The sequence below is a fragment of the Campylobacter concisus genome, from assembly GCF_003048675.2.
Taxonomy (GTDB): Bacteria; Campylobacterota; Campylobacteria; order Campylobacterales; family Campylobacteraceae; genus Campylobacter_A; species Campylobacter_A concisus_F.
This window is the reverse complement of sequence record NZ_CP060707.1, coordinates 680,826-693,378: the sequence shown is the minus strand read 5'-3', so window position 1 is coordinate 693,378 and position 12,553 is coordinate 680,826. Positions and strand designations below refer to the sequence as shown.

Here is a 12,553-nt window from a genome sequence, read left to right as displayed (position 1 = left end):
GGCAAAGCTACCGAAGTGAAATTTATCTTAAATAACTGCCCTGCTTTGTTTCGGTTGAAACTGGTTTATTTTCGTTTGTATCTTGATCTGCAAGTGCATCTTTACCTTTTAGATAAGCAAGTATTGCGCCTAGATCATTGTTTGAGACGATTTTAGCTTGGTTTTGCATCACGTTTTTACCGCTACCACCAAAGCTTGAGTCGCTTCTATAAGAGATGATGCTATCTTCTATATCTTTAGCATCCATGTTTTTAAGTGGTGTTGAGCCAAATGGTCTTTTGTCTGCACTTTCGCCATGGCAGCTAGCACATTGTTTCTCATAAAGCTCTTTTCCTAAAGAGACACTATATCTACCTTTTCTATCAACGCCAAATTTTAAAATTCTATTGTCTTTATACCGTCTTGGATCTTCATCAACATAGACATTTACTTTTTCATTTCTGTCATTAGCCTGCTTTTTTGCCATTTCGGCAAGCTCTTTACCAAACTCGCCACGAGCCTCTATATAATAAACCTGAGAAGCTGCAAAGGCATTTGCCACCAAAAAACACGCCAAAAAAGAAATTTTGATATTTTTCATGAGTTTCCTTGAAATTTTGCTCTAAATTTAAAAATCCCGGATCAGATTGCTCCGACCCAGGATTATATCATAAGTTGATTAACGAGCTATGAATTAGAATGAGTATTTAGCTTCAAATCTAAATTTGTCTTCTTTTGTCTTCACATCATCAGGTAGTTTGTGAGTTTGGAAAGAATAGAATGAGCTAAATGTTAGCTTTTTGTTGTATTGGTAAGCAAATCTTGGAACAAATTCTTCAACTTTATCTTTTACATCTGGGTTACCAGCGCCACCTGAAGTTTTTTGAGTACCTTTAACATAGTCTAAGCCAACAGTGAATTTATCAAATGTATATGCACTTGTTGCATAGAAGAAGTTACCTTTACCCTCTGCATATGTCCAGTCAAATACATCTTCACCAGCAGTTATTAGACCACCTTGATCTTCAAATGTAAATGCTGACACACCCTTATCTTGAGCTTTCCAGCCGATATAACCAGCAGCTAGATCAAAACCAAATAGTGAAGTTGAAAGTTCGCCAGCATAGAAGTTACCATCATTGTAGCCAAGGATGTTTTTAGCTTCTTTATCAGCTGTGCTATTTGCATAGTTAAGTCTTGCACCTAGAGCAAAGTCATTAGTGATGTCGAATTTAGCTGAAACGTCAGCTGCAAGTACATCAGCTAGGTTAGTTAATGTGCCATACCATAGTTGGAAGCTAACTGGATTAAATGAACCAGCAATACCAGCTGCATATAAGTTACCAACGTCATAGCTATCTAATTTATTAGTTACAGCTGCATCATATAATTTGCCATCGCTCTCGCCATTGCCTTCAAGAGCATCAAAAGCTAAAGCTGTTAGAGTAAGACCTTCTATATCTTCATTTACTACTCTTACACCAGTACCGATAGCGTCATCAGTAAAGTATGAGTCAATAGTTTGTTTACCAGCTGTTATAGTAGTACCACCGATCTTATAGCCAAGATAGAATTGGTGAACACCAAAAGTTCCAGTTGTGTTTGTTTTATCTGTACCAGTACCAGCATTATCACCTGATCCATCAGTATCATTGTATCTTAAACCAACAACGCCAAAGAAATTATCATCGATAGCAGCTTTAAAATTTGTGATCATTTTAAAGTTATGACCAGCACCATTTGACTTTTTAACATCTTTTTGTGTTTTGTCATACTTATGTAAATGAGTATATCTGTATCTTGCCATACCAGAAAGATCAACATTTTTTATAGCTTCTTCAAGTGGAGTAGCACTTGCTACACTTGAGAATGCGCCTAAAGCAACCAAAGCGGCTAAACTAATTTTTGTTAGTTTCATTTTTTCTCCTTTTAAGGTTTTTGTGTCGACGATTATAATCAATAAATTTTAAGATGAAGCTTAAAAAATCATAAAATTTTGCATTTTTGTTACCGATCGTTTACCGATTTTGACCAAAAAGAGGTATATTTTGATAATTTAACTTTTGCAAATGAGACTTTCAAAAAGGGACATAAAAAGAAAAAGGGGCCGTTGCTTTGCCCCTTAAAAGGAGTTCTAGTTTTGATTGCTGATGAAATTATATATGCTAGCAGTAAATCAACGGTAATCTAAAAAGAAATTTTCTCCTCTTTTGGTACTTCGATATTCGTTTTTATATTTTTTCTTTTTACGACTACTTCATTTTGTGGTTTTCTTATGCCATTATATGCGCCTCTAGAGCCGCCCTCTTTTATAAGAAGCATGTCTATGAGCTTATCTGCGTAAAAAGTCGCATAGACAAGATCGCCCTTATCGTAATAATATCTGTTTGCACAAAAATTTGCTTTGTTTAATTTGTGATTTTTCACATCGCTGGCTACTATCTCGTAGCAGTATTTCAAATCTTTATAGCTGACATCTTTTATGAAGCCTTTGATGGAGCTTTTTGCAGGTGTAGTTTTAGTGGCTTGCCTTGGTTGCTTACGGACTGGTGGGTTGTCATCAAAAAATGAACAACCCAAAAACATAGTAGCAACTGTTAGAGGAAGTAAAATTTTAGCTTTCATCTTTTCTCCTTAATACAAAGAGAAAAGTATAGCTTTTAAGATTAAATAAAATTTGTGAGTTTTTAAAATTTGAGTTTTGTGCTTACATTAATATATAAATTTCTTGGGAGAGACCCCAAGAAAATTAGGCTGATACGTTTAAGACATTACCGCCAAGCTCAGCGATCTTTTTATCAAGCGTCTCAATGGTCTTTTCGATAGTCTTTTGTGAAATTTCAGGCAGATCACCGCCCCAAATTTTCTTTGCGTCCTCAAAGCCCTTTGCCACGCCCTCTCTACCAGCTTTTAGCTTCTCTACATCATCACCTGCGCCATTTAGTACAAAGCCGGCTATCCTATCAGCTGTATTTGCGATGCCAAAAAAACCATTTTCACTAACTAGCTCACTCGCCTCATCGCTACTTAGCTCTCCTAGAGCTTTGCCGTTGTAGCCGATACCTGCTAGATCAAGTCCAGCTAAAATGTCTGATAAATTTTCAGGCACACTAAAGCTTAGACCACCTTGGGCTAGTAAATTTGAACTAGCATTTTGAGTAATATCTTTTTGATACTGCAAAAAGTAGCTATTTGAGATCTCTTTCGCGCTTAAATTTGAAATCTCGGGCTGCTTTTTAGAAACCTCTTTTTCATCTTTATGAAGCGAAATTTCTGATTTTACATTTTCTTTTACGCTTGATGTGTTGTATGAGCTTACGATTTGACTGATTTGCATATTTAGCTCCTATAAGTTTATAAAAACTATATCGCCAAAAGGTGGAATTTATTTAGAGTAAAGCGGGAGAGCTCCCGCTGTGATTATTTGCCAAGTGTTGCGTTTAGCATCCAGATGGCTTTTTCAAATTTAGCTATTTGATCTTGTGCGTACATCTGAGTTGTTGTGTCGCCCTCTGCAAGCTCGTCAAGCTTTTTAAACTCGCCCAAAAGGTGCTTGTAATCAGCCAAAACAATATCCAAAACTTCAGTCGGAGTGTAGTTCTCTTTTGGCTCGTGTTTTATGTGAGCGACTTTTGCTAGTTCCTCAGCCTTGACGATAGGTCTGCCACCAAGCATAAGAGCCCTCTCAGCTGCATCATCAAAAATCTCACTCATATCCTCATAAGCTTTTTCAGTATACTCGTGGACGCTAAAAAATTGAATACCTTTTACGTTCCAGTGAAGATCGTGAAATTTAATGTAAAGTGCGTTTGCATCAGCCTGAATTGTGTTTAACTGTAAAATAACTTTTGACATTTTGTCTCCTTTTTTATTGTTTAAATGTGATGAAATTATATGCGGTTAGAGTTAATCAGTAGTTAATCAAATAATAAAATTTATTATTTAGTATAAATTTTGACTACAAGATAAATTTATCTTGTAGTCAAATGTAGAATTTGGAAATTTGTCTATTTTTTATAAGGTGTAGTTTTGTAGCCTTGCTCGATTAAACTACTCATGCCACCATCTAAATTTATAATCTTAAGATCTGAGCTATCTATCGCTGCGGCTGCTGCTGTGCTTCTTCTGCCACTTCTACAAACAAGTGCGATAGGCTTTTTGATATCAACTGCCTTTGAAAGCTCATCTAAAAATGCACTCTTGTCACTTGGATCAAAAGTGATGGTTTTAGCACCAGTTATAATGCCAGTCTCTTGCCACTCAGATGGAGTTCTAATATCGACAATCTGATCATATTTTTTGATCTCATCTGGACTTATACTAACAGTTTTGACATCAGCTGACAACATACAACAAACGGCTCCTAAAAGTAAAATTTTTTTCATCCACTCTCCTTAAATAAATTTTTGAAATGTTAGCATTGTTTTATTAAACCAAAAAACTATTTTTACATAATGGCTCAAATTTAGTCCGTTATATTATGCTCTTTTGCATATCTTAGTATATTTCGTCTAAGATCTTTTGGAAAACTATCTCTGTACATTACAGGGATAAGAGGATTTAGTTTCTTATCTAGTTTGCCAGCCTCATATAGTCTTGTTAGCTCTTCTGGTGTGTTGTAGTACGGTGCATTAGGATATCCCTCTGGTGGCGTTAATGACATCACCAAAGAGCCTAAGATGGTTGTATCTATAAAATCCTCCATTTCCCTATACTCCCATAGATCTGAAAAGCCATACTCTTCAAATTTATATTGATATGATCCTATATTTTTATTGACATACTTTACAAATTCTTCCCTTGTAGTCTCGTTTGCATCAATATCTCTTGGATCCTTTAGCTCTTTTTTATCCTCTACAAGCTCTCTTAGGTCTTTATATAAAGAATTATCTGGCATTGCTGCCACTCCACCCCTATTAAAATCCATCACAAAATAGCTTCCTGCTATCTCATCAAGATAAGGTATCATTCCATATTCATCTAGTGGGGGATTTCTATATAAATTCTCAAATTTTGTTTTTGTTTGCAAGTCTTTATTTGAGCCTGATATATAAGATGAAGAAGAAAAGTATCTAGCTAGTACTTTTAAAGCATCTACATCTCCTAGTTGAGCTGCTAAAAATACTGCTTGTCTGGCTCTTGTTTTAAAGCCTGAGTTATTTAATACAGTAGCTGAAGAAAACGATTGTCTATCTCCTAATATACCTGCGCAAATTCTCCACTCACCATTAAATAATCTTGATTTAAGTGTATTTTTATTTCTATCTACTTCATCATAAATTTCAGCATACTCTGGTTTAGTTAGTTTGCCATTGCTATCTACTCTACCTATGGCATCATCAGGTATGTGTATCATTGCGCATTTTAGATTGCTTCTTTTTACCAAGTATGCATATCTCTCTTTTCTAGTCTTTAAGCTCTCAAAGTAGGCTTTTTCCGATTTTGTCCAAGGTGAAATTTTAGTAGAGTTTGAAAGATAGCTTATGTCTAGCCATTTTTTAAATGACTCATAATCGCTCTTTGTATCATAGTACTCTGGCTCATAGTGTCTATATGGAGATGAGTTTAGTATCTGACGAGAATCTATGACTAGTTGGGCTGCAGCTTCTGGGGCTAATTGCCTTTCATCGTTCTTTTTAGCGACTATCAAATTTGTTATTTTGTCTATTTTTACTTCTCTGCCGTTAAGTGCCATAACACTATAAGTATCATGGCCTTTCCACTTAAAATATATTATTGCCGCTACTACCACAACTAGAGCCAAATTAAAAAGCATAAATTTTTTATTAATGCTGTTATTTTTGATTTGCAAATTTTCTACATCTTCTCTTGGTTTATTTATGTAGTTTATAGATGAATGTTTTAATTTTTTTATACTTTTTTGTTTTGCCATACAAGCCTCGTTCATACTATTTTACGTGATTATATATAAAATTTAATTACTCTTTTACTGAAATTTCACTCATTTTTATTTACTTTTTCAAATTTATCGTTAGTAAGGATAAATTTATTTCCGCCTGGTACATATCTTGACTCTTTTCTTGACGTATAAAAGCCTCTACCTTCATCACCAAATAGCCCATATATTTTGACTTCATAGTCATATGTCACTGTGAGTTCGATAGGTACTATATTGCCGTTGTCATCAAGATAAAAAGACCAGACACTAATATCTGGCATAAATTTAGAATAATCATCTTGACCTATATAGTCTATCACCTTATTAATATATTCCTTTGATAATTTTACAGCTTTACTATAAGTTCTAAGAGTATAGTATGGCTTACCATTTGAGAGGATTTGAGGATATTTTGTATCAAATCCTTTTAAATTCTTTCGCATATCAGCATCTGTTTTTGAAGCATTTACTATTGCTAGCTCCGCTTCCCGCCTTGTCTTTTCTTTGGTGGCTATCTCTTTTTCAAATTTCTCATTAAATACATAAACTCCACCATGTTTCTTAGCTAATTTTCTTAACTCAGAAACACTTATATTATTATATGTTTGATTTACAGAACAAGATATTAAAAATATGTTTGTTAGTAGTAGAACTATAATGCTATTAATTTTCATATCTAGTGTCCTTTTTAAAAAGTCTTATTTTAAATATTTCATTATATTTTTTATAGATTATCTTAAAATGATCTGATAGTGATTTATGTAAAAATACTTTATTTATGGTGTCCCCAACAGGGTTCGAACCTGTGGCCTCAGAATTAGGAATTCTGCGCTCTATCCAGCTGAGCTATGAGGACAAATTTGCAAGATAGTTTAAATTTTTACTCAAGTAGTTAAATTTTAAAGGGCAGATCGCTCTGCCCTATTTTGGCCAATTAGCCATTTCTCTTTTTAATAATCTCTTCACTTACGTTTTTAGGAACTTCTTCATAGTGATCAAATTCCATAGAGTAAGTCGCACGACCTTGAGTCATTGAGCGAAGATCTGTTGAGTAGCCAAACATTTGAGCTAGTGGACAATAAGCTGCAATGATTTTTACACCATTTCTGTCATCCATTGAATTTACTTGACCACGGCGCTTATTAAGGTCACCGATAACATCACCCATATACTCTTCTGGAGTCTCAACTTCAACTTTCATCATAGGTTCAAGGATAACCGCACCTGCTTTTCTAGCGCCCTCTTTAAAGCCCATAGAAGCAGCAAGTTTAAATGCCATTTCAGATGAGTCAACTTCGTGGTAGCTACCATCAAAAAGCGTAACTTTAACATCTTCAACTGGATATCCAGCAAGAACACCGCTTTGAAGCGCTTCTTTACAACCTTTTTCAACAGCTGGGATGTACTCTTTTGGAACAACACCACCTTTGATGTCGTTAACAAATTCAAATCCACTAGCTGCTGGAAGTGGCTCGATGCGTAAGAATACGTGACCATATTGACCACGACCGCCTGATTGTTTAGCATACTTATACTCTTGCTCAACTGCCTTACGGATAGTTTCGCGGTAAGCAACTTGTGGCTGACCAACTTCAGCATCAACTTTAAATTCGCGAAGCATACGATCAACAATGATCTCTAGGTGAAGCTCACCCATACCACTAATGATAGTTTGTCCGCTCTCTTCATCAGTGCTAACTCTAAAGCTTGGATCTTCTTGAGCTAGTTTTTGAAGAGCGATCGCCATTTTTTCTTGATCTGCTTTTGTTTTTGGCTCAACTGCGACACTGATAACTGGCTCTGGGAAGTCCATTCTCTCAAGGATAACTTTATCTTTTTCACTTGCAAGAGTATCACCAGTTAGGGTATTTTTTAGACCAACAACAGCACCGATTTCGCCAGCGAAAAGCTCAGTAATCTCTTCACGTTTATTTGAGTGCATTTTTAGTAAGCGACCGATTCTCTCTTTGCAGTCTTGAACTGTGTTGTAAGCATAGCTACCACTTTCAAGGCTACCTCTATAAACACGGATAAATGTTAGCTGTCCAACAAATGGGTCAGTCATAATCTTAAACGCAAGAGCGGCAAATTCGCCATCATCTGTACTTTCAACAGTCACTTCAGTACCATCTTCGTAAACACCATTTATCGCTGCGATCTCATCTGGAGCTGGCAGATAATCAACTACTGCGTCAAGTAGAGGTTGAATACCTTTGTTCTTAAACGCAGTTCCGCAAAGCATAGGCGTAATAGTCATTCTTAAGCAGCCTGCTTTTATACCTTTTTTGATCTCTTCTTCAGTTAGTTCTTCGCCTGCAAAGAATTTCTCCATCAAGCTATCGTCTGTCTCAGAAACAGCTTCGATTAGTTTTGCGCGGTATTCTTCAGCCTTATCTTTAACTTCAGCTGGAATTTCTTCTTCAACATAATCAGTTGGCTTTTTCTCGTCATTCCAAACGTATGCTTTCATTCTTACAAGATCAACCACGCCTTTAAAGTTATCTTCTGCACCGATTGGAATTTGAATAGGCACTGGATTTGCTTTTAGTCTTTCTCTGATCTGCTCTTCAACTCTAAAGAAATTTGCACCAATTCTGTCCATTTTATTTACAAAAACGATTCTTGGTACGTGATATTTATTTGCTTGTCTCCAAACAGTTTCAGACTGTGGCTGAACACCACCAACAGAACAAAATACCGCAACAGCACCGTCAAGAACACGCATAGAACGCTCAACTTCAATTGTGAAGTCAACGTGTCCCGGAGTGTCGATTAGGTTTACTTGGTAGCCCTTCCAAAACGCTGTAGTTGCAGCCGATGTAATAGTAATACCACGCTCTTTTTCTTGCTCCATCCAGTCCATAGTAGCAGCACCATCATGAACCTCACCTATCTTATGGCTCATACCAGTGAAGAACAAAATTCTCTCACTGGTAGTTGTTTTTCCAGCATCAATGTGAGCCGCAATACCAATATTTCTTACCTTATGTAAAGGCGTTTTTCTCTCTGCCATACTAATTCTTTCTTACCAGCGGTAGTGAGCAAATGCTTTATTAGCCTCTGCCATCTTGTAAGTATCTTCCTTCTTCTTGAAAGATGCACCTTTTGAATTTGCCGCATCTAAAAGCTCATTTGCTAGTTTATCAACCATTGTTCTTTCGCTTCTTTTTCTAGCAAAAGTTATAAGCCAGCGGATAGCAAGAGCTTGTTGGCGAGCTGGGCGAACCTCAACTGGCACTTGATAAGTAGCACCACCAACACGGCGTGATTTAACTTCTAAAATAGGTTTTACATTTTCGATAGCGTCGTTAAAAACGTCGATGCCTTTAACCTCAGCATTTTTCTTTTCGATAGCTTTAATAGCACCATACATTATCTCTGTAGCGACGCTTTTTTTGCCATCATACATAAGAGAATTAATAAATTTAGTGATTATTTTATTTCCGTAAATCGGATCAGGTAAAACTTCCCTTACAGGAGCTTTTCTTCTTCTCATTTTGATTTTTCCTTCAAATTTTTATGAAATTTTACTCAAACGTTTGCAAATTTAAGCAACGTCTGCGAACCTAATTTTTTACTTTTTTGGAGCAGCAGCGCCAGCTTTAGGGCGTTTTGCACCATATTTAGAACGAGAAACTGTTCTTTTTGCAACACCAGCAGTATCAAGTGCGCCACGAACGATGTGATATTTAACACCTGGTAAGTCTTTAACCCTACCGCCGCGAACTAAAACGATACTGTGTTCTTGTAGGTTGTGACCTTCACCGCCGATATAGCTGATGACTTCAAAACCGCTTGTAAGCCTAACTTTGGCAACTTTCCTCAAAGCTGAGTTTGGTTTTTTAGGAGTTGTAGTATAAACCCTAGTGCAAACTCCTCTTCTTTGAGGGCACTCTTTTAACGCTGGAGATTTTGACTTAACAGTCACTTTCTTGCGTTCATTTCTGACCAATTGATTTATGGTTGGCACAATAATTCCTTTCAACTAAATTTATTAAAAAGACCTAATTTTATTTAAAAAAAGCTTAAATATCGGTTAATAAGTTAGACTTATTCATAAGTTCCTTTTTTTATAAAACCACTGTCGTCTTTTAAAATTTCACCCCTTGCAACGACAAATTTAATCTCAAATTTCTCATCGATTAGCAAAATATCTGCATCGAAATTTTCTTTTATCTCGCCTTTTTTGTTTTGCAAGGCCACGCTTTTTGCCACGTTTGTTGTGAAATATGGCAACGCCTCCTCGATGCTAAAACCATCTTTTACAAAATTTATAAACTCTTCATATAGGCTCTTAACGCTAGCGATGCCAATTTTTAGTAAATTTCCGTCGCTATCGTAGCTAGAGTAGCTACCAAAGCCGTCTGAGCTTATCGTGAGCTTGTTTGTTGGTAAATTTTCTTTTTTGATGCGCTTCACAGCTTCAAGTGGCGTAAGACCAGGCATGCAGGTAAAGTCGATATAGCCGCCATCTTTTATAAATTTAAAGCTTTGTTTAAAAAGCTCCTCGTTTCTATTTACGTGCGTTGGCTGAAATAGCGTGATCGGCATGTCGTACTCATTTAGCACTTCATAGATCAAATTTAAGCCTTTTTTGCCGTCGCCCATGTGAAGTGTGGTGTGGCCTGACTTTGAGCTGATCATACCAGCGACCCTGCCAGCCGAGACTATGTGAGCTAGCTCATCTTTGCTCACGCTTGATGAGCGGTGGTCACTTATGGCTAGCTTGGTTCCGATTATGGGACCAACAAAGACAATATCTTTTTCGATCTCGCCAGTTATCGTTGGCGTTTTAGAGCTATATGCGCCCGTGTGAGCGTAGCATGTGATACCCTCGTCGTTTAATGCGTGTGCTTTTGCGACTAAATTTTCAACGCTTCTTGTTGTGCTATCAGTTCCAAGTAGTCCGACCACGGTCGTTATGCCAGCTTCTATTAAATTTGATAGCATGATCTCAGGCACTCTAGTCTTAAAGCCGCCCTCTCCGCCGCCTCCAGTGATATGCACGTGCTTATCGATGAGGCCTGGTATGGCTACTAAATTTGAAGCGTCGATCACCTTTACATTTGGTAAATTTGGCTCTAAATTTTCAGCTATGCTGACGATCTTGCCATTACATATAAATATATCTTTTTTACCAAGAAATTTTGGCGAGTAAATTTTGGCATTTTTTATAAGTATCATTTGGCATCCTTGTTTATCTTAGCTATGCCGATGCCAGTAAGTGCTAAAATGATTGCAAAGACAACACCCATGTAGTTTAGTATCGCCCAAGGCAAGTACTCTACCGTTGGCACTCCAAGTGTAGCTGTCATATATGCGCCTGCTGCTGACCAAGGGATGAGTGGGACGATCACGGTGCCAGAGTCTTCAAGTGTTCTTGATAGGTTTTTGGCTGCTAAATTTTTCTCTTTATAAAAGTCCTTAAACATCTCGCCAGGGATGAGGATAGAAAGATATGAGCTACCTGTGACAAATGCTACAGTTAGGCATGAGCCGATAGTCGAGATGATGACGCCTGCTGTTGATTTGACCTTCGCCATGATGGTATGAAGTACCTTTGTAAGCATGCCAGTTTTTGAGATGATACCAGCAAAGCCCATAGCGCAGATAACTAGGATAGTGGTTGAATTTACCGAGCTCACGCCGCCTCTGTTTAGAAGCTTAGTGATATCTTTTGAAAACTCCATATTGATGCCGCTCATCGTGACGTTAAAGCCAGTCATCACTGAGATAAAGCCATTTTTAAAGCTAAAATCTTGAACGATAACGCCAAGAAGCACTGAAAATAGCGAAGCTATGATCATGACAGGTATCGTTGGCCACTTTAGCACCGAGCCAGCCAAGACAAAAAACACAGGCAAAAGCAAGATGATGTTCCAGTGAAAAATTTTATCAAGCTGACCTTGAAGCGCCAAAACCGACTCTGAAACATTTGCACCACTACTTGCCGCCTCGCTACCAAAGAATAGATAAGCTGCTATCGCAACGATAGTTGCTGGGATAGTCGTATAAAACATATGTCTTATGTGCTCATAAAGCTCTGAGCCAGCAGCTATCGGAGCTAGGTTTGTCGTGTCTGAGAGTGGAGAGAGTTTATCGCCAAAGTATGCTCCTGCAACTACCGCACCAGCAGTTGCTGCTAAATTTACATCAAGACCTTGAGCTATGCCCATGATGGCGACACCGACTGTGCCAGCAGAACCCCAAGATGTGCCAGTTACGGTTGAGATGATAGCTGCGATGACAAAAGCGGTTAGGACTAGATACTGCGGACTTATAAGATCCACGCCGTAGTAGATGATCATAGGGATGGTACCTGAAAATACCCACGAGCCAATGAGCAGACCGACTGCCCAAAGTATCATAAGTGCTGGCAGTGAGCTTGAAATTTTCTCTATTACCCCTTCTTGAAGCTCACTCCAACTATATCCTAGCCTCCAAGCGATACCACCAGCCACGAGGGCTGCTATCAAAATGATCGGCTCAACCTTTAGTTTCATATAACCAACGCCAAGCGCAAGACCTACGATCATAACCAAGATAGGCGTAAGGGCTAGCAGAAACGAAGGCTCTTTTTTTATAGAGTTCATCATGTGTCCTTTAAATTTGAGATATTTTTTGAATTTAAAGGCTACAAACTTAAATTGTTATAAAAAAATAAAATAAAATTAA

At 37.5% G+C, this 12,553-nt stretch carries 13 protein-coding genes and 1 tRNA gene; all 14 read right to left on the bottom strand.

Translation table 11 applies throughout. The annotated features are described in order from the left end of the window. Nucleotides 1–22: 22 nt before the first annotated feature. Nucleotides 23–580, bottom strand: coding sequence for a c-type cytochrome (locus CVT00_RS03515; RefSeq protein WP_002941036.1), 558 nt, complete (start codon nucleotides 578–580; stop codon nucleotides 23–25). A 93-nt stretch (nucleotides 581–673) separates the two neighbouring features. Then, the gene (locus CVT00_RS03510) at nucleotides 674–1,897 is read right to left on the bottom strand and encodes an OprD family outer membrane porin (RefSeq protein WP_103558373.1); all 1,224 of its coding nucleotides are present in this window, start codon (nucleotides 1,895–1,897) and stop codon (nucleotides 674–676) included. 269 nt (nucleotides 1,898–2,166) lie between these two features. Next, nucleotides 2,167–2,604, bottom strand: coding sequence for a hypothetical protein (locus CVT00_RS03505; protein WP_103558374.1), 438 nt, complete (start codon nucleotides 2,602–2,604; stop codon nucleotides 2,167–2,169). A 124-nt stretch (nucleotides 2,605–2,728) separates the two neighbouring features. Beyond that, on the bottom strand, nucleotides 2,729–3,316 hold the full coding sequence (locus tag CVT00_RS03500) for a hydrogenase-4 component G (RefSeq protein ID WP_103558375.1): 588 nt from the start codon (nucleotides 3,314–3,316) through the stop codon (nucleotides 2,729–2,731). A gap of 83 nt (nucleotides 3,317–3,399) precedes the next feature. Then, nucleotides 3,400–3,834, bottom strand: a complete 435-nt coding sequence (locus CVT00_RS03495) for a Dps family protein (protein ID WP_103558376.1) — start codon at nucleotides 3,832–3,834, stop codon at nucleotides 3,400–3,402. A gap of 152 nt (nucleotides 3,835–3,986) precedes the next feature. Then, nucleotides 3,987–4,364, bottom strand: coding sequence for a rhodanese-like domain-containing protein (locus CVT00_RS03490; protein ID WP_103558377.1), 378 nt, complete (start codon nucleotides 4,362–4,364; stop codon nucleotides 3,987–3,989). Nucleotides 4,365–4,444: 80 nt separating this feature from the next. Then, nucleotides 4,445–5,872 carry a thioredoxin reductase gene (locus CVT00_RS03485; protein ID WP_230853795.1) on the bottom strand — a complete coding sequence of 476 codons (1,428 nt, stop codon included), beginning with the start codon at nucleotides 5,870–5,872 and terminating at the stop codon, nucleotides 4,445–4,447. A gap of 65 nt (nucleotides 5,873–5,937) precedes the next feature. Then, entirely contained in the window at nucleotides 5,938–6,552 is a 615-nt protein-coding gene (locus CVT00_RS03480; protein ID WP_103558378.1) for a tRNA 2-selenouridine synthase, read from the bottom strand. Between the two features lie 105 nt (nucleotides 6,553–6,657). After that, nucleotides 6,658–6,734, bottom strand: a tRNA-Arg gene (locus CVT00_RS03475). Between the two features lie 78 nt (nucleotides 6,735–6,812). Continuing rightward, complete coding sequence (gene fusA, locus CVT00_RS03470; RefSeq protein WP_021090006.1) at nucleotides 6,813–8,891, bottom strand: elongation factor G; 2,079 nt, start codon at nucleotides 8,889–8,891, stop codon at nucleotides 6,813–6,815. A 12-nt stretch (nucleotides 8,892–8,903) separates the two neighbouring features. After that, nucleotides 8,904–9,374, bottom strand: a complete 471-nt coding sequence (rpsG, locus tag CVT00_RS03465; RefSeq protein WP_002941142.1) for a 30S ribosomal protein S7 — start codon at nucleotides 9,372–9,374, stop codon at nucleotides 8,904–8,906. A 78-nt stretch (nucleotides 9,375–9,452) separates the two neighbouring features. Continuing rightward, entirely contained in the window at nucleotides 9,453–9,848 is a 396-nt protein-coding gene (gene rpsL, locus CVT00_RS03460; protein WP_002941121.1) for a 30S ribosomal protein S12, read from the bottom strand. Nucleotides 9,849–9,928: 80 nt separating this feature from the next. Then, nucleotides 9,929–11,062 (bottom strand): beta-aspartyl-peptidase, encoded by a 1,134-nt coding sequence (iadA, locus tag CVT00_RS03455; protein WP_103558380.1) that lies wholly within the window; start codon nucleotides 11,060–11,062, stop codon nucleotides 9,929–9,931. Then, nucleotides 11,059–12,471 (bottom strand): Na+/H+ antiporter NhaC, encoded by a 1,413-nt coding sequence (gene nhaC / locus CVT00_RS03450; protein ID WP_107915389.1) that lies wholly within the window; start codon nucleotides 12,469–12,471, stop codon nucleotides 11,059–11,061. The genes iadA and nhaC overlap by 4 nt, the downstream gene beginning before the upstream one ends. Between the last annotated feature and the right edge of the window lie 82 nt (nucleotides 12,472–12,553).

Bases quoted from the DNA above. Each gene is read 5' to 3' on its own strand.
- CVT00_RS03515 (WP_002941036.1), bottom strand. From the start codon at position 580: ATGAAAAATATCAAAATTTCTTTTTTGGCGTGTTTTTTGGTGGCAAAT.
- CVT00_RS03510 (WP_103558373.1), bottom strand. From the start codon at position 1,897: ATGAAACTAACAAAAATTAGTTTAGCCGCTTTGGTTGCTTTAGGCGCA.
- CVT00_RS03505 (WP_103558374.1), bottom strand. From the start codon at position 2,604: ATGAAAGCTAAAATTTTACTTCCTCTAACAGTTGCTACTATGTTTTTG.
- CVT00_RS03500 (WP_103558375.1), bottom strand. From the start codon at position 3,316: ATGCAAATCAGTCAAATCGTAAGCTCATACAACACATCAAGCGTAAAA.
- CVT00_RS03495 (WP_103558376.1), bottom strand. From the start codon at position 3,834: ATGTCAAAAGTTATTTTACAGTTAAACACAATTCAGGCTGATGCAAAC.
- CVT00_RS03490 (WP_103558377.1), bottom strand. From the start codon at position 4,364: ATGAAAAAAATTTTACTTTTAGGAGCCGTTTGTTGTATGTTGTCAGCT.
- CVT00_RS03485 (WP_230853795.1), bottom strand. From the start codon at position 5,872: ATGGCAAAACAAAAAAGTATAAAAAAATTAAAACATTCATCTATAAAC.
- CVT00_RS03480 (WP_103558378.1), bottom strand. From the start codon at position 6,552: ATGAAAATTAATAGCATTATAGTTCTACTACTAACAAACATATTTTTA.
- fusA (WP_021090006.1), bottom strand. From the start codon at position 8,891: ATGGCAGAGAGAAAAACGCCTTTACATAAGGTAAGAAATATTGGTATT.
- rpsG (WP_002941142.1), bottom strand. From the start codon at position 9,374: ATGAGAAGAAGAAAAGCTCCTGTAAGGGAAGTTTTACCTGATCCGATT.
- iadA (WP_103558380.1), bottom strand. From the start codon at position 11,062: ATGATACTTATAAAAAATGCCAAAATTTACTCGCCAAAATTTCTTGGT.
- nhaC (WP_107915389.1), bottom strand. From the start codon at position 12,471: ATGAACTCTATAAAAAAAGAGCCTTCGTTTCTGCTAGCCCTTACGCCT.